Annotated in this window: 25 protein-coding genes; 15 read left to right on the top strand and 10 right to left on the bottom strand. The window is 45.3% G+C overall.

Annotated elements, in window-relative coordinates:
* Nucleotides 1-154 precede the first annotated feature (154 nt).
* A complete protein-coding gene (locus MHH50_RS07630; RefSeq protein ID WP_340034159.1) occupies nt 155-388 on the top strand; it encodes a hypothetical protein in 234 nt (77 codons plus the stop codon).
* Here the strand turns inward: MHH50_RS07630 and MHH50_RS07625 are convergent.
* The 4 genes from MHH50_RS07625 to MHH50_RS07610 form a co-directional block, all read right to left on the bottom strand.
* A complete protein-coding gene (locus tag MHH50_RS07625) occupies nt 366-1,043 on the bottom strand; it encodes a hypothetical protein (protein ID WP_340034158.1) in 678 nt (225 codons plus the stop codon). The genes MHH50_RS07630 and MHH50_RS07625 overlap by 23 nt on opposite strands.
* Before the next feature lie 1,115 nt (nt 1,044-2,158).
* Nucleotides 2,159-2,296 carry a hypothetical protein gene (locus MHH50_RS07620; protein ID WP_175619979.1) on the bottom strand — a complete coding sequence of 46 codons (138 nt, stop codon included), beginning with the start codon at nt 2,294-2,296 and terminating at the stop codon, nt 2,159-2,161.
* A gap of 6 nt (nt 2,297-2,302) precedes the next feature.
* Nucleotides 2,303-2,716 carry a rhodanese-like domain-containing protein gene (locus tag MHH50_RS07615; protein WP_340034157.1) on the bottom strand — a complete coding sequence of 138 codons (414 nt, stop codon included), beginning with the start codon at nt 2,714-2,716 and terminating at the stop codon, nt 2,303-2,305.
* Between the two features lie 10 nt (nt 2,717-2,726).
* A complete protein-coding gene (locus MHH50_RS07610) occupies nt 2,727-3,047 on the bottom strand; it encodes a rhodanese-like domain-containing protein (RefSeq protein WP_076185313.1) in 321 nt (106 codons plus the stop codon).
* 101 nt (nt 3,048-3,148) lie between these two features.
* On the opposite strand from MHH50_RS07610, the gene MHH50_RS07605 reads away from it, so the two are divergent.
* From MHH50_RS07605 to MHH50_RS07575, 7 genes are all read left to right on the top strand, one after another.
* Nucleotides 3,149-3,433: a metalloregulator ArsR/SmtB family transcription factor gene (locus tag MHH50_RS07605; RefSeq protein WP_036675735.1), complete on the top strand. Its 285-nt coding sequence runs from the start codon at nt 3,149-3,151 to the stop codon at nt 3,431-3,433.
* 6 nt (nt 3,434-3,439) lie between these two features.
* Entirely contained in the window at nt 3,440-6,028 is a 2,589-nt protein-coding gene (locus MHH50_RS07600) for an FAD-dependent oxidoreductase (RefSeq protein WP_340034156.1), read from the top strand.
* A 209-nt stretch (nt 6,029-6,237) separates the two neighbouring features.
* Complete coding sequence (locus tag MHH50_RS07595; RefSeq protein ID WP_340034155.1) at nt 6,238-6,930, top strand: response regulator transcription factor; 693 nt, start codon at nt 6,238-6,240, stop codon at nt 6,928-6,930.
* An 82-nt stretch (nt 6,931-7,012) separates the two neighbouring features.
* On the top strand, nt 7,013-7,936 hold the full coding sequence (locus MHH50_RS07590; RefSeq protein WP_340034154.1) for an ABC transporter ATP-binding protein: 924 nt from the start codon (nt 7,013-7,015) through the stop codon (nt 7,934-7,936).
* Nucleotides 7,929-8,690 carry an ABC transporter permease gene (locus MHH50_RS07585; protein ID WP_076141190.1) on the top strand — a complete coding sequence of 254 codons (762 nt, stop codon included), beginning with the start codon at nt 7,929-7,931 and terminating at the stop codon, nt 8,688-8,690. Before MHH50_RS07590 ends, MHH50_RS07585 begins: the two co-directional genes overlap by 8 nt.
* Before the next feature lie 20 nt (nt 8,691-8,710).
* Nucleotides 8,711-9,637 carry a HAMP domain-containing sensor histidine kinase gene (locus MHH50_RS07580; RefSeq protein WP_256719089.1) on the top strand — a complete coding sequence of 309 codons (927 nt, stop codon included), beginning with the start codon at nt 8,711-8,713 and terminating at the stop codon, nt 9,635-9,637.
* 227 nt (nt 9,638-9,864) lie between these two features.
* The gene (locus tag MHH50_RS07575) at nt 9,865-10,059 is read left to right on the top strand and encodes a helix-turn-helix domain-containing protein (protein WP_340034153.1); all 195 of its coding nucleotides are present in this window, start codon (nt 9,865-9,867) and stop codon (nt 10,057-10,059) included.
* A gap of 126 nt (nt 10,060-10,185) precedes the next feature.
* On the opposite strand, the gene MHH50_RS07570 is transcribed toward MHH50_RS07575, so the two are convergent.
* Entirely contained in the window at nt 10,186-10,644 is a 459-nt protein-coding gene (locus tag MHH50_RS07570; RefSeq protein WP_076185318.1) for an Lrp/AsnC family transcriptional regulator, read from the bottom strand.
* Between the two features lie 172 nt (nt 10,645-10,816).
* Between MHH50_RS07570 and MHH50_RS07565 the strand changes: the two genes are divergently transcribed.
* A complete protein-coding gene (locus MHH50_RS07565) occupies nt 10,817-11,992 on the top strand; it encodes a serine hydrolase domain-containing protein (protein WP_256716042.1) in 1,176 nt (391 codons plus the stop codon).
* A gap of 119 nt (nt 11,993-12,111) precedes the next feature.
* Nucleotides 12,112-13,320 carry an MFS transporter gene (locus MHH50_RS07560; protein WP_076279583.1) on the top strand — a complete coding sequence of 403 codons (1,209 nt, stop codon included), beginning with the start codon at nt 12,112-12,114 and terminating at the stop codon, nt 13,318-13,320.
* 106 nt (nt 13,321-13,426) lie between these two features.
* Here MHH50_RS07560 and MHH50_RS07555 read toward each other — a convergent pair whose 3' ends face one another.
* Nucleotides 13,427-15,691: a glycoside hydrolase family 3 C-terminal domain-containing protein gene (locus MHH50_RS07555; protein WP_340034152.1), complete on the bottom strand. Its 2,265-nt coding sequence runs from the start codon at nt 15,689-15,691 to the stop codon at nt 13,427-13,429.
* Between the two features lie 108 nt (nt 15,692-15,799).
* Here MHH50_RS07555 and MHH50_RS07550 point away from each other — a divergent pair, with 108 nt between their 5' ends.
* Nucleotides 15,800-17,077: a helix-turn-helix transcriptional regulator gene (locus MHH50_RS07550; protein WP_340034151.1), complete on the top strand. Its 1,278-nt coding sequence runs from the start codon at nt 15,800-15,802 to the stop codon at nt 17,075-17,077.
* A gap of 52 nt (nt 17,078-17,129) precedes the next feature.
* Here the strand turns inward: MHH50_RS07550 and MHH50_RS07545 are convergent, their stop codons facing one another.
* Together MHH50_RS07545 and MHH50_RS07540 are read right to left on the bottom strand one after the other, a co-directional pair.
* Nucleotides 17,130-18,197: a serine hydrolase domain-containing protein gene (locus MHH50_RS07545; protein WP_076193439.1), complete on the bottom strand. Its 1,068-nt coding sequence runs from the start codon at nt 18,195-18,197 to the stop codon at nt 17,130-17,132.
* A gap of 181 nt (nt 18,198-18,378) precedes the next feature.
* On the bottom strand, nt 18,379-19,212 hold the full coding sequence (locus MHH50_RS07540; RefSeq protein WP_340034150.1) for a metallophosphoesterase: 834 nt from the start codon (nt 19,210-19,212) through the stop codon (nt 18,379-18,381).
* 223 nt (nt 19,213-19,435) lie between these two features.
* On the opposite strand from MHH50_RS07540, the gene MHH50_RS07535 reads away from it, so the two are divergent.
* The 4 genes from MHH50_RS07535 to MHH50_RS07520 all read left to right on the top strand — a co-directional run bounded on the left by MHH50_RS07535 (nt 19,436) and on the right by MHH50_RS07520 (nt 24,223).
* Nucleotides 19,436-21,088, top strand: a complete 1,653-nt coding sequence (locus MHH50_RS07535) for an AraC family transcriptional regulator (RefSeq protein WP_076220364.1) — start codon at nt 19,436-19,438, stop codon at nt 21,086-21,088.
* 170 nt (nt 21,089-21,258) lie between these two features.
* Nucleotides 21,259-22,206 (top strand): iron-hydroxamate ABC transporter substrate-binding protein, encoded by a 948-nt coding sequence (locus tag MHH50_RS07530; protein WP_076220363.1) that lies wholly within the window; start codon nt 21,259-21,261, stop codon nt 22,204-22,206.
* A 5-nt stretch (nt 22,207-22,211) separates the two neighbouring features.
* On the top strand, nt 22,212-23,219 hold the full coding sequence (locus tag MHH50_RS07525) for an iron ABC transporter permease (RefSeq protein WP_076193445.1): 1,008 nt from the start codon (nt 22,212-22,214) through the stop codon (nt 23,217-23,219).
* Entirely contained in the window at nt 23,216-24,223 is a 1,008-nt protein-coding gene (locus MHH50_RS07520) for an iron ABC transporter permease (protein WP_076125241.1), read from the top strand. The genes MHH50_RS07525 and MHH50_RS07520 overlap by 4 nt, the downstream gene beginning before the upstream one ends.
* Nucleotides 24,224-24,307: 84 nt before the next feature.
* Here the strand turns inward: MHH50_RS07520 and MHH50_RS07515 are convergent, their stop codons facing one another.
* Nucleotides 24,308-25,006, bottom strand: coding sequence for an SDR family oxidoreductase (locus tag MHH50_RS07515; protein ID WP_076279577.1), 699 nt, complete (start codon nt 25,004-25,006; stop codon nt 24,308-24,310).
* On the bottom strand, nt 25,006-25,482 hold the full coding sequence (locus MHH50_RS07510) for a VOC family protein (protein ID WP_076279576.1): 477 nt from the start codon (nt 25,480-25,482) through the stop codon (nt 25,006-25,008). Before MHH50_RS07510 ends, MHH50_RS07515 begins: the two co-directional genes overlap by 1 nt.
* Between the last annotated feature and the right edge of the window lie 9 nt (nt 25,483-25,491).

Here is a 25,491-nt window from a genome sequence, read left to right as displayed (position 1 = left end):
GATAGCGGTTTCATTCATTCTCGAGGACAATCCTTCGAAAAAACACCCATACGTCCTATCCATCTAATCATAGAAGATTCCCCTCCTCCGCAACACCTTAACAATCTAAATAGAAATCAGGTCATAATTAGAGATTTAGGGGGAAGATGTGAGTGTGAGTGCATGGGTTTGCTCATTATTCGCCTCCAATCTGCGGGATTTATACCGTTCATTTGCCCAATTCCCGCTCCATCTCCGCAATCTACGGGATTTATACCGTTTATTTGCCCTATTCTCGCTCCACGCCTCCAATCTGCGGGATATATACCGTTCATTTGCCCTATTCTCGCTGCACGCCTCCAATCTACGGGATTTATACCGTTTATTCACCACAGCTGAATATCGTTAAGTGAATGTACATATTCATAACGACAAACCCTCCCACTCACCTGGGAAACTATCGGCTTAAACTTACCTTTCTCACAAAGTGACCTCATACATTTCCTAACTGTACGCAGATCAATGCCAAGCTCTCTCACCAAATCAACAGGCCGAATGTCCCCGCTCGAACGCACCGCAATTTGCAAAATATCACGCTCCAGTCGACTAAACGCCTCCTTCTCTTCTGTCCTTAAAGCGAGGTACGGCATCAGTAATGATCTCAACAAAAAAATAGTATTCTCAGGACTCGCTTCCAGATCATCATATGGTATCGCCACTACCCGATAACCCGCGATTTGTAGATAAGTCTCTCGATTCAATTCCTGCCGATAACGCGTCCGATCTGTGTTTTGCACATGTGGGCCGTAACCTTTTACCTCAAAAGCAAACTTAACCTGCCCAGGCTTCCACGCAAAATCAACAAAATAAGGCCATCCCCGCCAATCCAACACTTCATATTCAGGATGAAGATCATTAAAATGACCCATCATTGGCCACCAAACCTTCTCCGCAAACATCCGCTCACCATGCCCATGTCCCCGCTCCAATCTCCCCCGTCTTTCTCCCGTTCTTCGACTAATATGATCTCCCACCCACTTACGATGTTCTTCCGTAAACCCCATAACGTTCTCCTCCTCCTTGGCATAAAAAAATCCCGCACCCAATTATGGATGCGGGACGTGCTTCGTCCTATTACTCAGAAGTATAGTATTCGCCTTCTTATGCTGTCAATGACACTCTACATTCAACGTTAGCACTCGAGATAAATTTGCTTACCTAATAAAAAATCACATTAGTTAAAGTATATTGCATTAAAGTAAGTTCAGCTAGAGTCAGATCACTACAGTAAGTTCAGCTAGAGTCAGATCACTACAGTAAGTTCAGCTAGAGTCAGATCACTACAGTGAGTCCAGCTAGAGTTAGATCACTACAGTTCAGTTAGACTTAACTCAGCAAGAGCAATCTTGGTTAAGTAAACTACATTTGAGTTAGACGACTAGATTTAGCTCAATATAGTAGGTTTTATATAGTAGGTTTTATATAGTAGGTTCCGTTAAAGTAATCTCGGTTTCACTAAGTTCCGCTCGAATAATATTATTCGTCCTACCTTTTTGAAATTGTCCGAAATCGTCTCCCATTCTCCACTATTCACTGGCTATCGACCTGTGCTTTTTCTATTTAATTGTATTTCATGCAACTATTTAACTCTTATCCCCCTAAAAGTCCATTTAGTTGTACTTTCTACAACTAAAAAAGGAAACATTAGGTAGTTAAGCGTAAATGATCAAATTTAGATGTACAAAGTGCAGTTAACTGTTACTTTTCCTAAAACTACTGAAGTTTAACTGCACAAAATGCAATTAAAACTGAGTTCGAGATGAGGCTGACTGGATTGCGACTTAGTTGCATTGACTTAGCCGCCTAGCTATAACATTGCGACTTAGTTACATTGACTTAGCAGCCTAGCTACAACATTGCGACTTAGCTACATTGATTTAGCGGCCTAGCTACAACATGGTGACTTAGCTACATTGACTTAGCGGCCTAGCTACAACATTGCGACTTAGTTGCATTGACTTAGCGGCCTAGCTACAACATCGGGACTTAGCTACATTGACTTAGCGGGCCTAGCCACATCATCGCGACTTAGCAACATTAATTTAGCGATCTAGCCACAACATCACGACTTAGCAACATTAATATAGCGGCTCAACTAGAGTGACATATTGCTCCCTCTTCACTGCCTTCCCTCACCTAGCAAACGTGCAGCCCGAGCGCCTTGCCCATAGGCATCAAAAGAGATCATTCCATCGACACCCTGACTTCGACACCCCAGCTTCAATCCGAGACGGGAAATCAATGACCTTAAATCCATTATCCATTATCCTTCACAACAACCTTTCACAGAAATGTCGGAGAGCGTTCTTTTGTTCCCTAACAAATCACCATTTACCGCATATAGCTTACGAAATCCCTGCTTATAAAGAATTCTCGCGGCTTTATTTCTTTTGTAGTAACTTCCTGCAAGAATTAGAACCGAGTCGCCCGGAGATAGACAGTGCTGCCAGACATAGGGTAACCGCCCCAGCGAAATATTTATCGAACCACGGATACTGTCCTTCTGGTAATCAACGGCATCCCTGACATCGAGCATTTTCATAGCCAATGATTGATCCGCTAATTCGCGAACCTCACGGACTTCTATATAAGTAAGTGAACGAACAGGCCAAGCATAACGCAAAAACCTCACAATACTAAAGACAATTAAAATACTCAGTAGGATCCGAACCATCATGCTCATATCATTACTCCCGTACCAAAAAATCATCCGTCCAAGCGCCTAATCCACCCGTCATGTTCACAACGTTATACCCCTTTTCACTCAGCAGCTCACAAGCCAGTCCACTACGGCCACCACTTAAGCACATCACAATTATCTCTCCATGAGAATCCAGTTCATCTGTGCGCATCAATAGCTGTCCAAGCGGAATATGTTTAGCACCCATTACATGTCCCTCCACCCATTCGGCGGGTTCGCGTATATCCAACATGGTAAGAGTTTCGCCATTCTTCAAGCGCTCCGCCACTTGCTGTGGGGTAATTTCCTTTGAAATTTTAAAAGACATCGAGCATCTCTCCTTCACCTTTATAAAAATAACTTGATTTTCATATCACTATATCATAATATTACGATATAAGGATATTGTAAAGCGAGGTGTTCGTTACCATGGACAAAAATTTCAAAGCCTATAACCAAACCGCCGAAACCTTAAAGGCTATAGCTCATCCCGTGCGCTTGTGCATCATTAAAGGACTTCTGGAAAAGGGCAGCTGCAACGTGAGCTTCATGCAGGACTGTCTCGATCTTCCACAATCTACGGTGTCCCAGCATTTACAGAAGCTTAGATCACTAGGCATCGTTGAAACCGAACGTAATGGGCTGGAGATTAACTATTCTGTTAAAGACGAAAAAATCAAACATCTGATTCAGTTATTTTTAGGGGAGGAATAAGTCATCATGAGTAAAAAAGTATTAATTGTTGGCGGTGTTGCAGGAGGCGCGTCAGCAGCCGCCCGACTTCGGAGATTAGATGAAGATGCCCATATTGTAATGTTTGAGCGTGATCCGTACATTTCTTTTGCCAATTGCGGACTTCCTTATTATATCGGTGGGTCCATTCAGGACCGCTCCAAGCTGCTGGTGCAGACACCGGAGGCGATGCACAAACGTTTTAACATCGATGTTCGGATTCAAAGTGAAGTCGTGTCTATCGACCCCGTGAACAAAAAAGTGCGAGTAGAAAGCATAGAAAAAGGCTCCTATGAAGAGAGCTATGATGCGCTTATTTTATCGCCAGGTGCTAAACCGATTCGTCCGAATCTGCCCGGTATCGAGAGTTCCCAAATACACATGTTGCGTAACATTCCCGACACTGACAAAGTCAAAGCTAAAGTCGCTGCGGAAGGCACACGTTCGGCCGTGGTGATCGGTGGTGGATTTATCGGTGTGGAAATGGCTGAGAACCTTAGAGAAGCTGGTCTGGAAGTTTCCTTAATTGAAGCAGGACCACAAATATTAGCTCCATTCGATACTGAAATGTCTTCTATTTTGGCAAAAGAACTCGACGAGCATGGTGTTAATCTTATTTTTTCCGATATGGTCCAAGGGTTTGCTGAGGTGGGAGAACAAATACAGGTGCAATTAGCAAGTGGCACTGTACTGCAAAGTGATATGGTTCTGCTGGCTATCGGCGTTTCTCCGGATACCTCTTTTCTGAAGGACAGTGGCTTAGAATTCGGTCCCCGCGGCCATATTTTAGTCAATGAGCGGATGGAGACTAATCTGGATCAAGTGTTCGCTGTAGGTGACGCGGTTGAGGTGGTTGATTTCGTAAACGGAACAAAAACCGCTATTCCACTAGCTGGTCCTGCCAATAAGCAAGGGCGGATTGCTGCGGACAACGTCAGTGGTCTCGGCACAACTTACAAAGGATCACAAGGGACTTCTATTATAAAGGTTTTTGGAGTCACAGGTGCTTCTACCGGAAATAACGAAAAAACATTACAACGTTTGGGTCTGCCGTATCACGTGATTTATATACATCCAAGCTCACACGCAACCTATTATCCGGGGGCAACCCCGATATCTATGAAACTGATTTTTGATCCAAAAGGTACGGTGCTAGGAGCACAAGCTGTAGGTTACAGTGGTGTAGACAAACGTATCGACGATATTGCTACAGTTATTCGTTTTAGAGGTACGGTCACTGATTTGACGGAGTTGGAGCTATCTTATGCCCCTCCTTATTCTTCCGCTAAAGATCCGGTGAATATGGCTGGATTTGCCGCTGAAAATATTTTGCATGGTTTGACTACGGTATTCGTCCCTAAGGATTTAGAAGGTCGTGACAAAAACAATACCATTTTAGTTGACGTACGTTCGGAAATCGAACATGCTAATGGTCATATTGAAGGGTCTATTAACATCCCTGTGGATGATCTGCGTAGTCGGCTAAGCGAGCTTGACTCTAGTAAAGAAATTTGGGTGTATTGCCAAGTTGGACTCAGAGGCTACACCGCTTCCCGGATTTTACAGCAAAAAGGTTACCGTGTGAAGAATCTGACCGGCGGTTATAAAACCTATCAGATGATCCAATTTACGCCTAAAAAAAAAGATAACTTGACGCCAAACGTTGGTACACCAGCAGCCAGTAAAGAAATCGCAGCAACGGGAGCAATGACTGAGACTGAGACTGAAACTGGGATTGGAACTGGGATTGGAACTGGGATTGGAACTGGGACAGAGACTGGAACTGGCACAGTTACACCAACCGTTAACGCTGCAGCTTTCACAACACCTGATTCCGTGCTTGATGCCTGCGGACTGTGCTGCCCAGGGCCGCTGATCCAAGTTAAAATGAGCATGGACCCGCTCTTGGACGGGCAAGTCCTGAAGGTCACTGCTTCCGATCCCGGATTTTATGAGGATATCAAGGCTTGGGCTCGTATGTCCAACAATACGCTTTTGCAGCTAACAAAGCTGCCTACTGGCATGATCGAAGCTTATCTGCGCAAAGGAGTTATCGAGACTTCAGCATCAGCACCAACCGGAGCAGGCGCACAAGTAATTCAAACTAGCAATGCAAGCACAATGGTTGTTTTTAGCGGGGATTTGGATAAAGCGATCGCTTCCTTCATCATTGCCAACGGAGCAGCATCCAGCGGCAAAAAAGTCACAATGTTCTTTACCTTCTGGGGCCTCAATATTATCCGCAAGGATGAGAAGGTGCCTGTGAACAAAAACTTTATCGGAAAAATGTTCGGTGCCATGATGCCACGCGGCAGCCGGAAGCTGACGCTTTCAAATATGAACATGATGGGCATGGGCTCGAAGATGATCCGCTCTCTAATGAAGAGCAAAAATATCTCTTCCTTGGAGGAATTGATTCAGATGGCTATCGACCAAGGTGTGGAAATCGTCGCCTGCCAAATGTCCATGGATCTTATGGGCATCACTCGTGAAGAACTGATTGACGGTGTCGGAATCGGCGGCGTTGGTTATTACCTCGGCCAAGCCGATCAGTCGGGTCATAATCTATTTATCTAAATACCTTAACATCGCAAAGGGACTCCTCTATTTAAATAGAAGAGTCTCTTTCTTATATAAAAATGAACTCACGAGAATCGGTGATATAGATTTGAATAACCAAAATGCAGAAATTGGCTGGATCTGGATACAGAATCTAAAACCTGCTATCCTATTTAATAGGCATTCATCCGAACAACGACCTATTTCAGGTAAAAAAAGGAGATTAAATGAATAACCCGATACATATTCTTGTTGCTGAGGACGACAGCGACATCAACCGATTGCTGTGCAACATTATCAAGAAAAGCGGCTATATTCCCCAACCTGCTTACTCGGGAACGGAGGCACTTCTCTATCTGGAGCAACGTCAATGGAGCATGCTGCTACTGGATCTGATGCTGCCAGGCATGTCGGGTGAGGAACTACTTGAGAAGATTGCCGGGCGGGATGATATGTCGGTAATTATCATTTCTGCCAAGGGTGAGCCCCAGACCAAGGTGTCTGCCCTGCGGGCGGGGGCGGATGATTTCATTACGAAACCCTTCGACGTTGAGGAAGTCTCTGCACGGATCGATTCTCATCTGCGTTTGTATTCGCGGATTACGCAATCGGCTTTGCCTAACGTGCTCCAGCATCAGGGTCTTGTACTTCATCGAGAGGCGATGTCGATTACGGCAAATGGTGTGGAACTGACGCTCACAGCTCTAGAGTTTGAAATTCTCTCGTTACTTTTGTCAGCCCCCAAAAAGGTGTTTACGAAAGCGAATTTGTATGAAAGAGTCTGGCACGAGCCATATTACGGGGACGATAATACGGTCAATGTCCATATGAGCAATTTGCGCAACAAGCTAACCAAGGCCGCACCAGGAAGCGAATTTATCGAGACGGTATGGGGCATAGGTTATCGGCTCAAGCCTTAAGACATTCTTAAGATTTGGCTTTAGCTCTTCTTATGTTTTCAATTCTATACTTGGTCTATCACGAAAAGGAGGCCAAGACGAGATGTACGAGTATGTATTAAAAACAAATCAGCTATCCAAAAAGTTCAAGGGCCATACAGCGCTGGACAAAGTCAATTTGTCAATCCGTAAAGGCTCTATTTATGGTTTTATTGGACAAAATGGAGCCGGAAAATCAACATTAATCCGGATTGTGACCGGACTTGCTTTTCCGACTGAGGGGACGATCGAGCTGTTCGGAGCCAGTGAAGAGCAAGCCCTGATCCAGGCTCGTAAGCGAATCGGCTCGATTATCGAGAGCCCCGCTTTATTCCCCCATATGACTGCGAGTGAAAATTTAGAAGCAAACCGGATTCTACGTGGTATTCCCGGCAAAGATTGTGTTCCTAGAATGCTAGAGCAAGTTGGACTGCAGGGCGCCGGAAAGAAGAAAGCCAAAAATTTCTCACTTGGAATGAAGCAGCGGTTAGGTCTTGCCATCGCCTTACTGGGAGATCCAGAATTTCTGATTCTGGACGAGCCAACTAATGGGTTGGATCCGATGGGTGTCGTCGAAATGCGCGAACTGCTCAAGCGACTAAACCGTGAGCTAGGCATTACGATAATGATCTCAAGTCATATTCTAAGTGAGCTGCATTTAATGGCAAGTCATTATGGCATTATTCACCACGGTCAGTTGCTTGAACAACTCACTGCGGAGGAATTAAACGAGAAATGTCAGCAGTATTTATTTATCAAAGTGGATGATCCGGGCAAGGCAACAGCCGTCATTCAGAACGAGCTGGGTACGACCGATTTCGAAGTGATGCAGGATGGAACCATCAAGTTGTATAGCCGTATTGAGCAGCCAGGCAAAGTATCAACTGCTTTATTCTCTGCGGGCCTCGAGATCGAGAAGTTTATGCCTATGGGTGAAGACTTGGAAAGTTATTTTACAAAGCGGATTGGGGGGAACCCAAATGTATAATCTGATCAGAGTGGAGTTTTTCAAGCTCCGAAAGAATAGATCATTTTGGACTTTTCTATTGGCACTTTCCGTCCTCTCGCTTGCGTACCCTTTGCTATATTATTTTGATCATCGTTCCAATGGGGAACCTCAGATCACCGGCGCTGAATTTCTGACTACCTTTATTTCAAGCAATGCCTACATTATTAAATTCGGCGTAGCCATTCTGGCTGGATTCTTTATCTCTAACGAATATTCCACAGGGGTCATGAAGACGATCGCATCTTCGGGCAACACCAGAGGCCGGCTGTTCGCAGCAAAACTAATCGTATTCGCAGTTGGAGCCATGGCGATTTCGCTCGTCTTTCCTATTGTCAGCACAGTCGAAGTCACGCTGCTTTCGGGCTTCGGTCATCTGCCGGAAGGAAGCACTACACTTTTCATACCGCGAGCTCTCGGGCTAACGTTATTGTACACGGCTGGTTACGCAGCCATTGGGGCGCTGTTCACCGTAATCCTAACCGACAGCGGCAAAACTATCGGCTTCTCAATGATTTTCTTCCTTATGATCGATACGGTTTTGGCTAGTATAGGTTCGAAGATCTCTTTCTTTAGTAATTTGTACGATTATTCCATCTTCAAACGGGTGAGCGATATCGGTAAGCCCAGTATCGACAGTGGAGATTGGCCAGCACTTCTACTCGTGCCGTTGTTGACAATAGCCGTTTCCGGGGTACTCGGTATTCTCGTATTCCACCGAAAAGAGATCAAATAGCAAATGGGGGGTGCAGGAGAGTGTTGCTTATTCTGACAATCATATTGTTTGTGGCAGGAGCTCTCCTGCTTTTCCGTTTATTAATGTTAAGGCGAGAGCTAGGGCGGATAACAGGGCAATTGCATACCTACAATGAGCGAGCAACCGGTAAAAAAATTGATGTGGCTCTATTCGACCAGAAGCTTGAGGCGCTTGCAGGACAAATCAATCGTCAATCTGATTTAATCGTCGAAGCGGACGCCCAGCGAAAACGTGTCGAACAAGAATTCCGTCAGGCTGTGGCGAATATTTCACATGATATCCGTACACCCCTCACCTCCATCTTCGGTTATATTCAACTGTTGGAGGATGAGTCAATTACCCCTGATGAAAAGCTTGAATATGTTGCCATCGTTAAAAATCGGACGAAACGGCTGCAGGCGCTGCTGAATGATTTTTTTGAGCTTTCCTTGATCGAATCGCTAGATTATCCTCTACATACGGAAAAGCTTGGGATGACGGCCCTGCTCTCGGAAATTCTGGTCGGATTTTACGATTCTTTCAACGAACGCAATATTACACCGGATATACGGCTACCTGAGGAAAATGTATCCGTATACGCCGATGAATCCGCTGTGCGGAGAGTTGTCGAAAATTTACTTGTCAATACGGTCAAACATGCGACCGGGTATGTAGAAATCCATTTCGAACGACAGCAGGAAACAGCTGACTTAACAATTGTAAACGATGCGAAGGAACTAGTCGGAAGCGATATTAACCTCTTATTTGACCGATTCTATACCGCAGACCGTACCCGATCTTCACAAGCTTCCGGGCTGGGTCTCTCCATCGCCAAAAGTCTAATGAATAAAATGGGTGGCACGCTGACAGCCGAACTGGAGGGTGAGAAGCTGATAATGACCTGCCGTTGGAAACTAGGCGATGCTGGCATTAGCTTGGCTACTTAATTCATTTTATAGTTGGTCTAGACTAACCATTGTTCTAACCCGTTTATTGAAGGTAGCCCATTCCCGATAGCCAATGGCCTGCAGGTTTTTCCGGACTTCTTCGAACTGATCTCCCACCCGTTCAGGTTCATGGTTCTGAACAAAACTTTATCGAGAAATTATTCAATAAAAGGGTCTCTGAATTTACGAAGCAACCTCCCGGCTATGAATTCTATTTAAAAACACTTATGTTTGAGCTGCTTATTTATATTTATCACCACCAGGAAGCTCGTGCCTTGTTAATCAATACTGCCTTTAAAGTAGCCAAGATAGCTGAAAATGTTGGATTTGATAATATGACTCACTTTGGTCGGGTATTTAAGGAAATCACCGGGCTTTCTCCACTAAAATACCGCCAGACTTATAAGATAGAAAGTCCATGATGTATCTACGAAAAAGGAGCAGCTGCAATCATTTTTATTACAATATCTAAACCAAAAAGACTCCTCTATTTATATAGAAGAGTCTTTTTTTCTTGTTACGACAGGCTAACGGATTATGTTTAAAATCTAACTCAGCAAGTTTAGGCTTGCTTCTTCAAGCGAGGGTATAAGAAATTTATGATCGATTGGTGATGACATCACGATCAGAATCGTGTAAGTACCGTATTTATCACATTGATTTCCGAACTCCTCGAGGGCTCGTGTAGAGTCGGTTACTACCTTCAATAAGTAGTTGTGTTCCCCACTTATACGGTAACATTCGACGACATCAGGACTTGAGCGGCAGAAATCAAGGAATGCATTACAATCCCTAGAATGAAATAACATGTAGGCAGCTGCTTGTTTCCCAATCTTTTCAGGAGAAATTATGGTGCGATATTCGCTGATGATGCCTTTTTCCTCCATACGCCTAACTCTCTCCGTAACCGCAGGTTGCGATAACCCGACACATTTCCCCAGCTCTGTCATAGAAATTCTTGCTTGATTTTGAAGATGGAAAAGAATTTGCTTATCAACATGGTCCATCAAAATCGCCTCCTTTAAATTTAAGGTTTTCTATATTAACTAGATTGTAATTAACCGTTATAAAGCTAATTTAGCTTAGTTGCCTTATGTAATCAAGATAACTTGTTATATATAATAACCCTACAATAGTAAAGTGTTCTTGGCTTTAACTATTCCGAAGGGATGAAGACCGTTGAGTATATTGGATTCAAATAAAATAATTACAGAATGTTTATCAGGTCGCATCGATAGAGTAATCGATCGAACCCTCGCTGACAAGCGCTTGGTCGGTGCTGTCATTAAAATGGCGTTAGATGGGGAACTGGTTTATAGCCGTGCTGCCGGTTTTGCCGACCGCGAGCTAGGCCGACTTATGCGAGAAGATGCCTTATTCCGGCTCGCTTCAGTTACTAAACCTATCGTTTCAACGGCAGCCCTAGTATTAGTTGCGCAAGGTCGTCTACAACTGGACGACCGCGTTGATCGTTGGCTTCCAGAGTTTCAGCCGCGTTTGCAGAATGGCGAGTTCGCTTCCTTGACGATTCGTCATTTGATGACGCACACCGCGGGCCTGTCTTACCGATTTTTCCAAGAAGAGAAGGGTTCCTATCAGTCAGCAGGGGTATCAGATGGTATGGATCAGTCCGGCATCACATTGGAAGAGAACCTGCGCCGTCTTGCCTCTGTCCCCCTCCTTTATACGCCAGGTACCGAGTGGAAATATTCCATCGCGACAGATGTGCTGGGAGCAGTAATTGCAAAGGTCACAGAAACACCGCTCAGTGAGGCTGTACATTCACTCGTGACCAAGCCGCTTGGCATGAGCGACACGGGTTTTATTGCAGTCGATCGAGAACGGCTGGCCACTTCCTATGCCAATGATACTCCAGAGCCACGGCCCTTACTTGATCCTGACAGTATTGCCTTTGTGGAGGGAACGGCTGGGTTCCTGCTTGCCCCTAGCCGAGCACTTGACACTACTGCCTATCCTTCTGGAGGAGCTGGCATGGTCGGCAGCGCCGGAGATTTTTTGCAACTGCTGGAAACATTACGTAAGGGCGGAGCGCCGCTGCTACCGGAGTCACTGGTTCACGATATGACGACCAACCAGATCGGTGATCTGCCAATGGCCTTCTGGCCAGGACGAGGCTTTGGCCTAGGCATCACGGTACTAAAGGATCCTGTCGCCGCAGACACTCCAGAATCTCCGGGTACTTGGCGCATGGGGGGTACTTATGGTCATTCGTGGTTCGTAGATCCCAAGCAACGCCTCAGTGTCGTCGCTTTCACTAATACCGCATTGGAAGGCATGTCGGGTCAGTTTACTGTAGACCTTTGTGATGCCATTTATGATAGACGTAATAAATAGAGCATGAACACAAGAAGCCTGGGTCCGGAATGAACCAGCCTAGGCTCTCTGTCCAGTAGACCCTATTCGTCGTCTATATCATTGAGTTTGCTAAAATTATATAAGAGAGGGGCTTCTCTATGAGCCAAAACACATCTTCTGCCACACAAAGTGCCCCCAGCACTCCCTCTTCTGAACGTCTGCCATGGGCTGGATTACTCGCCTTAGCTATGACGGGGTTTATCTGTATTCTTACCGAAACGATTCCGGCAGGCTTGTTGCTCCAAATAGGTGAGGGGCTTGGTGTCTCCGAGGCCCTTGCCGGTCAACTTGTCACTTTGTATGCTCTTGGTTCCCTGTTGGCCGCGATTCCCTTAACTACCGTGACGCGTGGATGGCGGCGGCGACCACTGCTACTAATGTGCATCCTTGGTTTTCTCATATTCAACACCGTCACCACTTTTTCTTCCAATTATATACTTACGCTAACAGCTCGGTTCTTCGCCGGCGTATCCGCTGGAGTCTTATGGGGCATGATAGCAGGTTACGCCCGGCGCATGGTGCCGGAGTCACTCAAGGGACGAGCAATGGCGGTAGCGATGGTTGGCACACCTCTCGCTCTGGCACTCGGTGTCCCTGCTGGAACCCTTCTTGGCACCCTTGTAGGCTGGCGCTCTATCTTCGGGTTCATGTCGCTATTAGCTCTCATGCTGATCGCTTGGGTATTTTGGAAGCTACCGGACTATCCAGGAGAAGCCCCTGAAAAACGGCTCCCTCTCTACAAGGTTTTTGTTATTCCGGGGGTACGGCCGGTATTGTTTGTCGTTCTGGTATGGGTACTAGCACACAACATCTTGTATACCTATATTGCCCCCTATCTTACTCAGGCCGGGCTAACCCAGCGGGTTGACTTGGTGTTGCTTGTTTTCGGCATTACAGCGCTTGTTGGCATCTGGGTCATCGGTATTTTGATCGACCGCAAACTGCGTCCATTGGTTCTGATCAGCCTAGCTGCTTTTGCCTTGTCATCCATTGTACTAGGCATTAGTAGCAGCCAGCCCATAGTGATCTATTTAGTGGTTGGTGTATGGGGGTTGACGTTCGGAGGAGCAGCTACTTTGCTACAGACAGCCGTTGCCGAAACCGCTGGCGAAAGTGCAGATGTGGCCCAATCGATGCTGGTGACGGCATGGAACCTAGCTATTGGCGGTGGCGGAGTGATAGGCGGAATTCTTATTGAAACACTTGGTGTCCGCTCCTTCCCGTGGGTAATGTTTATACTATTGATTCTTGCGCTGCTAGTAGCGTGGCGCGCTAAAGATTACGGATTTCCTTCAAGGAAACGTTGAGGCACACCTATCGAGTTAATGGGTAACGGTATCCAGACAAGAAATTTACACAAATAAGGCCAGTGGTGCATATTAGATAGGACTAATATGTGCCACTGGCTTACTTCTACTTAGTAGCCAATGTATTAAATTCTTGCAGATCCTTGGCTAAATCTTCTTCCGTGTATTTCCCTTGGCCGAAACCGATCATTGCCCGCAGCGGCATATATTTCATCATCGCCATGTACATTTCCGGGTTATCATCCATCGCACCTTCTAAGCCAAAAACACTGCTGAATTTCTTCACTTTTTCCGCTGTCCGTGGATTATCCAGCAAATCACCAATAGTACTATTCCGATGATAACGCATCGTAAGCGGAATGGTCGATTCTACTCCGATACAAGTTGTCAGACGAATATCCCGCGATGATGAGCCAATAGCAATTTCAAAATCTCCACTTTCCACATGCCAATCACCAATGTTAACGTTGTAATAAGCAAAGGAGCGTTTATCTAACTCAAAGGTTACCTCCTGCTCTTCTTCAGGCTGAAGCTCTAGCTTCTGGAAGCCTTTTAGTTCCTTCAGTGGACGGATCACGCTGCTCTCCACATCACTAACATAGAGCTGAACGATTTCTTTTCCTGCGCGAGTGCCCGTATTTTTAACAATAGCCTTAACCTGAATAGTCTCGGTGTCCTTTATGCTGCTCTTGGAAATTGTTAAATGACTGTATTGAAACTCTGTGTAGCTGAGACCAAAGCCGAAAGGAAACAGCGGTTTTATCTCTTTTTTATCATAATAACGATAACCTACGAACAAACCTTCCTTATACTCTACCTTATCCCCTTCCCCCGGGAAATTAAGAAAGGATGGATTGTCGCTCAGCTTCATAGGGAATGTCTCTGCCAGTTTACCGCTTGGGCTGACCTCTCCAAACAGTAAATCTGCTACGGCACCCCCAAACGCCTGCCCACCTAGATAACCCTCAAGGACTCCTTTTGTTTTATCAATCCAAGGCATCTCTACAGGTGAGCCATTACTGAGTACAACAACGATGTTACTCTGCACCTCAGCTACCACATCGATCAGCGCTTTATGGCTCTCTGGAAGAGACAAGTGGCTGCGATCATAACCCTCTGACTCATAATTATCCGGCAGTCCAAGGAACAACACCGCTACATCACCTTTTGCCGCTGTTTCTCGTGCCTCTTGCAGCAAAACCTCATTAATCTCATCATGCTCCAGTTCATATCCTTGGGCATATAGCAGCTCAGCAGACCCCGCAAGACCTTTCATCTCTTCAAAAGCATCATCCAATTGAGTTGGATTCACATGCGAGCTTCCCCCACCTTGATAACGCGGATTTTTAGCAAATTCCCCAATGATCGCAATAGTACCTTGTTTAGATAAGGGTAGAACTTCCTCCTCATTTCTAAGAAGCACCATGCTTTCCCGCGCCACTTTCCGTGCCAGTTGGTGATGCTCTTCAGCATTAAATGAAGTATTATCTTTACGATTGTCTACCGCCTTAAAAATAAAAGTGAGCAGCCGCTCCACCGCAAGGTCTAACGTTTCTTCAGCTAGTTCCCCACCTTGCACCGCTGCGACAATCTTGGCATCGCCAAGTCCTCCCGTTGACGGCATTTCCAGCTCCAGCCCTGCTTGCAGCGCCTTCACTCGCTCATTGACCGCACCCCAATCCGAAACTACAAATCCTTCGAAACCCCATTCATCTCTAAGAATCCGCGTTAGAAGCGTTTCACTCTCAGAAGCGTATTCACCGTTAACCCGGTTGTAAGAACACATTACGCTCCAAGGTTGACTGTTCTTAACTGCACCTTCAAAGCTAGCCAGATAAATCTCCCGCAGCGTCCGTTCATCAATAACGGCATCTACCGACATTCTCCGGTGTTCCTGATTATTGGCGGCAAAATGCTTAAGCGAGGTTCCTACTCCTTCGCTTTGCACACCTTTGATATGGTTCCCCCCCATCTCGGCAGAAAGATACGGGTCTTCCGAGAAATATTCAAAGTTACGACCGTTCAGTGGAGAGCGTTTAATATTCGTCCCCGGTCCCAACAGAACAGCGACGTTTTCTGCCTGGCACTCCTTACCAAGCGCCTTCCCCACTCGCTCAATTAGTTCCCGATCCCACGAAGAAGCCAACCCTGCTGCTGAAGGAAAACAAGTTGCGGGAACACTGTTATGAAGCCCGAGGTGATCGGCACTCTCTTTTTGCTTGCGTAAACCATGGGGTCCGTCCGTTACCATCAAAGAAGGGATTCCGAGTCGTTCAATCCCCTTGGTATGCCAGAAATCAAGCCCTGAACAGAGTCCCGCTTTCTCCTCAAGGGTCAATTGTGATATGAGTTCATGAATTTTGGTTTTCATAAAAATGCCTCCTCTGAATGTATACTATCCCCATTTTAATATACTTCATGCTTGATTTATGGCATTATTATCGTGTTTTTGGTATTCTTGTGGCGAGGAGGTCATAACATGTTAGATCATTTGGAGGATAAGGAAAGAGTCCTATATATCTGTAAAGTGATGTATGAGTCACAGCAAATTCCCGTGTTCCTGCTCGACGCCAATCGGGAAATTGAATTTGCTATGCCTTCCTCCTTCGAGTGCGCCCCTTGGGTTCATAACCTTAATGAGCCACTTTCTGAAATTACTAAATCTTTTAACCGTGAAAACAACTCTAATGGCAATGGACGGACTTCTACCATACCCATCGTTCGTACCACAAATTTTCTAGAGAATTACATCATTCTCCATTTACCCTCAGACAACAGTAACGAGGGAAGCATTGTGATTGGCCCTTCATTGTATGCTCAACCTACGGAGGATAGTGTGGTAAGTCTGATGCGTGATCATGAAGTTCCGCTTAAGTTTCAGGAGCAATGGCTTAACTATTACCGCAGCCTGACCGTGTTAAATAAAATGAGACTATACCATACCGCTATGCTGCTATACTCGCTCGTTACTGGAAAAACCTTGACCCTTAGCGAACTACTGCTGGACTCCCGCATTCTTGCCTATAAACAACTGCCCTCAGGCAGTTTGGATTTGGATATTTCTTATCGCCGTGAGAATACGTGGCTGCACCACGAGCCTATGCTAGAAAAAAATCTCTTTCACTATGTCAAAAAAGGCAATAAAACTGAGCTGCTACGCGTTCAAGCTTCGTTCTCCGAAGAGAGTTACGGGCTTCTCTCTAAAAGGAGCCAATTACGTAACAAAAAGAATCTGGCAATCTCTTGTATTACACTCGCTACACGTGCAGCTATAGATGGAGGGCTGTACTGGGAAATTTCTTATACCCTAAGCGACTTTCATATCCAGCATATCGAAGAACTAAAAGATATTCCCGCTGTAGATCATGCCGTTCTTAATGCCCTTTGCGATTTCGCAGACCATGTCAAAGAGAGCCGGATGGCGAAACTGTCGCGCACCGTGGCTCTCTGTCAGAACTATATTTTCAATCACCTATATGAGGAACTTTCCTTAGATAGACTGGCTGAGGTTGCAGGATTAAATAGAAGTTATCTCTCCCTATTATTTAAGAAGGAGACCGGCATCACCATCAGCGATTTTATTCAATTGGAGCGGATTGAAGAGGCAAAACGACTAATAGAAGTACCAGAGATAAGCTTATCGGACATCGCCTCACGCCTACATTTTAATGATCAGAGCTACTTTACCAAAGTGTTTAAGAAATATACCGGAATCACCCCTAAACAATTTAGAACAAACAGGGAAAACGCACTTTAAGAAAAGTAGACACAACAAAAATTCTAAATGGATATGAAAATAGCAGCCGACATCACAGCTCTGTGATTGCTGCAAGAACAGTATTGTTGAAGTAATCAACATACATATTTTTAAATGGCTTCTGGTGATCCAGTTCTACGGATAAATGAACCGTCACTGTCTGATAAATCGGATCCACGCAGAGGAAAGGACCTGCCGCCCCCCAGTGTGAATAGGCATCTGCAGAGAGCAGATCTCCGCCGTCACGCTTCGTGCCATTAATCGCCCATCCGTACCCCCAGTACGCTTCAGGGAAAACTTCGTCTCTATATTGTGAGGATACGCCCGGAATTTGATTGCGGGTCATTTCTTTTACTGTTACCGGACTAAGCAATCGTACTCCGTTATAAATTCCGCCGTTAAGGAACATCTGGCCAAAAACAGCCAAATCCATAGCCGTTGAGTAAGCGCCGCCCCCCGCAGATACAGAATTCAAATTGTATTCGCTGTCTACCCATTCCGCGCATGCTGCCTCAGGGGCACGTCTAACTACTCTGTTCCGCACTTCCATTGGCACACGATAATATGTATTTTCCATTCCAAGCGGTTTAAAAATAGTTTCCTTTACGAATACATCATAAGCTTGTCCACTAACGCGCCGTATAATTTCACCCAACAGCTCATAACCATATCCACAGTAAGACATCACAGTACCTGGCTCGTGGCTTAGTGGTGCATCATAACCGCCATTAACCTCAATTCCAGAGGTATGTGTCAACAAATGATGTACGCATACTTTTGTTTTGTTCTCCCCTGTAAATTCGGGGATGTAATCAGAAACCGGCCTATTTAGGCCCACTTTCCCTTGTTCCACTAACATCATAATAGCGGTTGCAGTAAATAGTTTTGTGATGGAACAGAGTGGAAATATAGCATCCGCTGTTAAATCTGCTGCGTCTGCTTCAGGTCCGAATTTTCCATTCGCTTGATGGACCAGCAGCGTCCCCTTTCTCGCAGCAACAATAACTTGCGCAGGTGTGATATTGTCTTCAACCATTTGTGCGGCGGCTGTACGAATACGCTCCACACCAAAAGCCGAGACACCCGCCTGTTCTAAAGAATTAAATACTAACCCTCTCATCGGTAGCCCTCCAATATGATTCATTTAATACATATATAAACTATTATACAAATATATTAAATAATCCTGCTAGCTTACTATTATCCTGTGACTGAATTGTTGAGTTTCTATTAACTATTCGCTAAACAAAACTAAAGCTGAACCCGGTTTTTCCCGAAAATCAGCTTCAGCTTAGTTTTTGCTAAGTTACCGCTACCTTAAAAGCATCTACATTAATTGTTGTCCCGTTGATGGATAATGTGGCATTGTAATAACCCCGATCACCATTTGTTTTGCATTTATATTCCCCAGAACATCCGCATACGAAAAATTTAGTTTTGTTGTAACCGGGATATATATTACTAAGCTTTCGGTAAAACAGATGTCCATGATGCGTAAAAATAGCTAACACCTTATCTCTCACTTTTGTATGAATGGATGAAAAAAACTTATTCGTCTCCGATGCGCTTAATACATGGGTTGGGTCCACCGTAATCCCACTTACTTTGAGAGGCCAATGAAAATCTATAATATAATAAAAACTATCATCTAAATTTCTCAACAAATTTATACTACCCGGAGTAAACCGTCCAAGCGCACAATTAAGCCATACATACTTGACCTTCCCCTGCGTACCCGGAAAATTCATTTGACCTTCAACAGCACCTAAATATTGTGTGAATAAGGACTGTGTGCTTGCCTCCCAATTTCCTATAGATGCTTTATAAGGAATACTCCCAAGCGTGCTTGTTACCGTATCCTTGAAGTCCTTGTAGTAAGCATTCGCATTATTTCCATGATTAGCTCCCGCTTGCGTATTATCTCCTCCAAAAATAACAAATCTCTTATTCCCGTTATTCACAGCTTTAGGCAAAAGATTACTAAAAATGCTTGAGCTGTTTCCATACCCCACATGACTATCACCAATAACCGCAAAGTTAATGATTTGCGCTTTTGCTTTAAGAATTAAACTACGTTTAGGCTGCAGTCTGGAGGCAGGTCTTCTTTTCCTACTAGGTTTCACCTGTCTTTTCATCTTAGATTCACCTCTTTTAAAATGGATGAAGGATCATAGTAGTATTTATATTCGCTTGACCTTAGGGACTCTTGGACCAATGGATTCATCTAGGAGATTAGTTTCTCTTCTACTTTGTGGTCATTTATGCGGCTTGTCCCAAACGAGAGATGTTATAATTAGTCCCATAGAAGTGAAGAATATAATACCATTCATAGAATTATAGGTAACGGAGGCTTAAGATTTGAATAACGTAGTCCCAGAATGGGCGGAGTCCCATTTCCCTTTATATACCGCTGATAGTATTCAGTCGATGTATGGAACCTCAAATCTGCCAAGACTTCAGATTCATGAGCATTCAACCGTCCTACTAGCTATTGCTGCTGGCAAGGGTATGCTTGAGGTCAATCATCAGACTTATGAGCTAATGGAAGGCATTGTCGTCCTTCTCCCCGAGAATACTTACGCCTCTCTAATTACAAATCGCCAGCAGCCGCTTCATGCTTATAAGCTTTCAATCCGGATTCAAGAACAGACACGAGCACTGCCCTCCAGTGCTATGACGCGGACAAGCCAACTGACATCCAATTCAAATATGCTGTTATTTCCTCATGAACCAGCCATTGTATCTAATATGAAGGAATTGTATCTTCACCGGTTGCCAGATCGTGAAATACGTCATGTACAGAACCAGATCCTGTTCCATCAGATCCTTCTTCAATTGCTGGAGCAGCAGGAAACAAGATTTGAAGTGAGTGAGCAGCCCTCAATGGAACGCAGTATCACATACTTAGAGAATCACTTCAGCGAAAAAATATCACGTGAGCAATTAGCTGCAATTGCGGGTGTGAGCGGTTCACATTATTCAACGCTATTTAAACAATTTACGGGCTTTACCCCTAATGAATATCTGTCCAGGTTGAGAGTTCACAGAGCGAAGGAACTACTGCTTAATAGTTCAAGCACACTAAGAGAAATTGCTTTAAAGGTGGGCTACAAGGATGAGTTCTATCTTAGTCGGCGCTTTAAGCAGCAGACCGGCGCATCTCCTTCAGGCTATAATCTTATCCCTTTCCAACGTGTAGCGGTGATGCTCACTCCCTATGCCAGTCATTTGCTGCTGCTTGGCCTGGAACCTGCAGTTACCATTTCAGAGAGCAGCGAGTATTTAAATCTTTCTGACCAGGAACCACCACAGTCTATGAAATTCATCCATACGAACAGCTCGGCTGAGCAGATAAAAGTGTTATTACTGGAAGCAAACATTGAATTGCTTATTGCAGCCACACAACATCTGGAAGAATTCGGCTTGAACGCTGAGCAGCTGCGGGCGGTCGCTCCTATTGTTGAAATCTCTTGGCAGGAACTAGGATGGAAAGACCACTTGCGCTTGATCGGCCGTGCCATTCACCGTAGCGAACGTGCTGAGCAGTGGCTGGACGATTTTGAACAAGAGGAGCTGGAAGCTCGGGCCGTGGTGCAGCAAAGCGCGGTGGCTAACGAGATTGTAACCCTTCTGGTCATTAAACCAGATGGACTACTCGTATACGGGGCAAGAAATGTTGGGTATGTGATCTATCAATCGCTAGGTCTCAAGGCTCCTGCCTTGATTGAGGATCAAATAAATAAACTCGGCGACCAGTTTCATTCCCTTGTGATTGACGTCTCTGAGCTGGAGGCTTATGCCGGTGACCGATTGTTAGTCACTGTATTTCCAGACGCAAAAGGCTCCACTGCACACAGTGAAGAAATCTTCCACTCCTCTTATTGGAACCAGCTTTCTGCTGTGCAGAACAAGAAGATCCATCTGCTTAATCTGGATGAATGGGTGCCTTATAATCCAGTTTCCATTCGTTTGCAGCTTGGACGTGCGGTTGCATTATTCGAAGGCCAATAATAGTCCAAGTCTTTTTTCCAACAAAAAGGCATGGTTAGGCACATAAGTGATCCCTATAATGATTACAAATGCGAATGATTCTCATAATCAATCTATGGCACAGCCTGGGATTCATTAAATAATGGAATTATTCACGGAAACATAGTCATTAAAAGGGGAGAATTATTTAAATGAGAAAGATATTTATTCCGTTTGTACTTATTTTAGGGCTTGCCCTTAGTGCTTGTGGGGGAAATCAGGCGAAGAATGAGGTTAGTCCTACAAATAGCCCATCCTCGGCTCCTGCTGCGGAGTCAGAAAGTGCGACTTTTACTTATGAATCGGAAAATGGACCTGTTGAAGTTCCGACACATCCTCAGCGTGTCGTTGTCCTCACTCGATTTTTAACAGGTAATGTTATGGCTCTAGGTGTACCTGTTGTAGGCGTAGATGAAATGTCCAAAACCAATCCTCGCTTTGAAGAGCAATTGAAAGATGTAGAAGCTGTAAGTGATGAAAGTCTGGAGAAGATCATTGAGCTGCAGCCGGATCTGATTATCGGTCTCTCCGATATTAAGAACATCGATAAATTCAAGCAAATCGCACCAACGGTTACTTATACTTATAATAAAGTTGATTACTTAACCCAACAGCTGGAAGTCGGCAAATTGGTGAACAAAGAAAAAGAAGCCCAAGCTTGGGTAGATGACTTTAGTGCCCGCACCAAAAAAGCGGGTGAGGAAATCAGAGCGAAGATCGGCGAGGATGCAACTGTCTCTGTCATTGAAACCTTCAATAAGCAATTGTATGTATACGGGTATAACTTTGGCCGCGGAACTGAACTCCTCTATGGGGACTTCAAGCTCGGTATGCCGGAGACAGTAAAGGAAGGCACCAAAACAGATGGTTACGTGGCCCTCTCAACAGAAGTGCTGAAGGATTATCTAGGCGATTACGTTATTTTTAGTAAAAATGCGGATGAAGATAATTCCTTCCAGGATACAGAAATCTACAAGAGCATCCCTGCTGTCAAAAATAATCATGTTTACGAAGCTGATGCCAAAGCATTCTATTTTAACGATCCGCTTAGCTTAGAATATCAACTGGAATTCTTTGAAAAAAGCTTTCTAGGAAAATAATAAAGATGACTACGAAGCAAACTTCCATTCCATTCTTTTATAAGCTGCTTGGTAGCGTGCTGGTAATGGTTATTTGCCTCGTGATCGCGATGTTATTCGGGGCTAAAGAAACCACCCTCCATGATCTGTGGCTTGCCATCACTTCAAGTTCAACGGCAGACAATGTCCTCATTCTTCGTGAGATCAGGCTGCCGCGTGAACTGGCCGCCATGCTGATCGGCGCCGCCTTTGCCGTATCCGGTGCTATTATGCAAGGCGTTACGCGCAATCCGTTAGCCGATCCCGGCCTGCTGGGGTTAACTTCAGGAGCTAATATGGCACTGGCGCTTACCTTCGTATTTATGCCGGGGCTGAACTATTTTGGTACCATGATTGCTTGCTTCTTCGGCGCTGCTCTGGGAGCCGTTCTGGTTCTTATTCTCGGCTCCGTGCGCCAAGGTGGCTTGTCTCCGATCCGTATCGTACTCGCTGGTGCTGCGGTATCTGCATTCCTATATGCTATCGCAAGTGGTGTCAGCATTGCCTTCAAGATATCCAAAGATGTATCCATGTGGACTGCCGGTGGGCTTATCGGCACAACTTGGGGCCAGCTTCAGGCCATTGCACCTGTGATCCTCATCGGGATCGTGGTGGCATTAATATTTTCTAACCAGCTGACTATTCTTAGCTTGAGTGACGAGGTAGCGATCGGATTAGGACAAAACCTTGTTTTGGTTAAAGGGATTCTGTTCACGTTCATTATTCTGCTGACTGGCGCATCGGTCGCTCTAATTGGGGACATGGCTTTTGTAGGGCTAATGATTCCGCATATTGTCCGCAAAATAGTCGGCACCGACTACCGCTATATTCTGCCGATTTCAGTATTCACTGGGGCATCCTTCATGCTACTTGCAGATACCATTGGACGTACAATCCATGCCCCTTATGAAACGCCGATAGTTGCTGTCGTGGCTATGCTAGGACTGCCTTTCTTTTTGTTCGTTGTTCGTAAAGGAGGTCAAACACTCTCATGATTTCCTCTGCTCCAGTACGAAAACAACGTCTTATCCTGTGGGTATGCACCGGACTGATCCTGCTTACGGCTATTGCCAGTATGGGAATCGGCTACTCTTCCCTGTCTTTTGACAGGCTGCTTCCCGTTCTCTTCGGTCATGGAACCTTTAAAGAGGACTTTGTATTATTTTCTGTGAGACTGCCACGTATTCTAATTACGCTACTGGCAGGAATGGCCTTGGCCTTATCTGGGTCGATTCTGCAAAGTGTTACCCGAAACGATCTAGCAGACCCCGGTATTATTGGGATTAACTCCGGGGCAGGTGTGGCTGTCGCTGTATTTTTTCTCTACTTCCCGGTTAGCGTTGGAACCTTCATTTATGCGTTGCCGCTGGTTGCTTTTATAGGGGCTATCATTACGGCAGCATTAATTTATCTTTTTTCATATAGTCGGACTAGAGGGCTTGATCCTATTCGGCTAGTTTTGGTCGGGGTCGGATTTTCCCTAGCGCTGTCGGGAGTTATGATCGTAATCATTTCATCCGCAGATCGTGCCAAAGTTGATTTTATCGCAAAATGGATTGCCGGGAATATTTGGGGTACAGATTGGCCCTTCATCTGGGCTTTACTGCCTTGGTTATTGCTGCTAGTTCCCTTTACCCTGTACAAATCGCTGCGACTCAATCTGCTCAGTCTGAGTGAGGTATCAGCCATTGGTGTCGGTCTGAATCTGGAGCGCGAACGTATCGTCCTGATTCTTGTCGCCGTCGCAGCTGCCGCCTCCGCGGTATCCGTAACAGGTGGAATCGCTTTTATCGGATTGATGGCACCACATATTGCGAAATCGTTGGTCGGTCCGCGCAATCAGATGTTTATTCCCGTCGCAGTATTGCTGGGTGGCTGGTTGCTTCTGATCGCGGACACCGTTGGCCGCAATCTCGTCTCCCCTGATGGCATCCCGGCTGGGATCATGGTAGCGTTGATCGGCGTACCTTATTTCGCTTATTTATTGATTAAGAAATAAATAAGCATATAGAAAAATCAAAAGAGGTAACTCAGAAGCCATGAATGGCTATTGAGTTACCTCTTTTAGTTAGAACACTCATTATTAAATCTTCATATCCTTACCCGTATAGTCTACAAACATGAATTGACCTTCCGGTATAGTCCGCTTCTCGATCAAGTCCATGATGCCCTCAGCACTTTGGGTTGGATTCGTTGGCGCCTCTGCCCCGCCCATATCCGTATGCATCCAGCCGGGATGTACGCCGAGTACTTGTACCCCGCGTTCTTTTAAATATACATGCAGCTGCTGTGAGAACATATTAAGTGCCGTTTTGGAGATGGAATAAGGATAGTCTCCGGAATAAGCATTAGTAATGCTGCCTGCTTCCGACGATATGTTGATGATCGAAAGCTCGGGTTCAATGAGTAGCGGCAAGAAATGCTTAACCACTCGCATCGGTCCATAAAGATTAATATCCATCGTGGTAAGCATATCTTGGAAATCCAGCTCTTCAATCTGTGTGTCCCTTGCAGTCAGTACGGCCGCATTATTGATAATGGCACCAAGCGTCCGGCCTTGTCCTTGCAGATTTGCAGCAAGTGCCGCGATTCCTTCTTCATCCGTCACGTCCAGCTGGGCCACAGTCAGCTTCTCCCCGTAGGTCGCAGCGAGCTGAGATAGTGCTGTTTGTTCCTGATCGGGACGGCGAACCCCGGCAATGACTCCATGCCCCCGCTTCAATGCCTCAGCCGCCAGCTCATAACCTAGTCCACGTCCGGCACCAGTAATTAGAATATTCACTATACATCCTCTCCTTTATCTTTATCTTTATCGTTCTCCAGCAGCTCCACAATCACCTTTAACTCCTTGAACGTGTCCATATAAGCATAACGCCCCCCGGTATACTCGCCCTTTTGCTGTAGTGGGAACCCTTTGCCTTCGAGCAGCATAATCTTCTCCTTCATTCCTTCAACCACAAAAGCAATATGATGAGGTCCCTCACCATGTTCATTCAAATAATCACGCCATGTACTGGGCTGCTGGTCTGGCTCAATCAGTTCAAGCTGCAGGGAGCCCATATCAAAAAAAGCTAACTTCCCCCGCGCCACCGTCGCCTCGCCATTATACCGAGTCTGCGCCTGATCTTCTGTATCTGTAACGATAATTCGCGGCTTTTCCAGTCCAAAAAACTCCGCATAAGCCGTGCTTACCTTTTCAACATCATTCACCAAAATTCCAATCTGCGTAACAAAATGATTCCCCAGCCATCCTGACATGTACCCTAC

The sequence above is a fragment of the Paenibacillus sp. FSL H3-0302 genome, assembly GCF_037982245.1.
In the GTDB taxonomy this organism is placed as follows: domain Bacteria; phylum Bacillota; class Bacilli; order Paenibacillales; family Paenibacillaceae; genus Paenibacillus_AQ; species Paenibacillus_AQ odorifer.
This window is presented reverse-complemented; position numbering and strand designations above follow the sequence as displayed.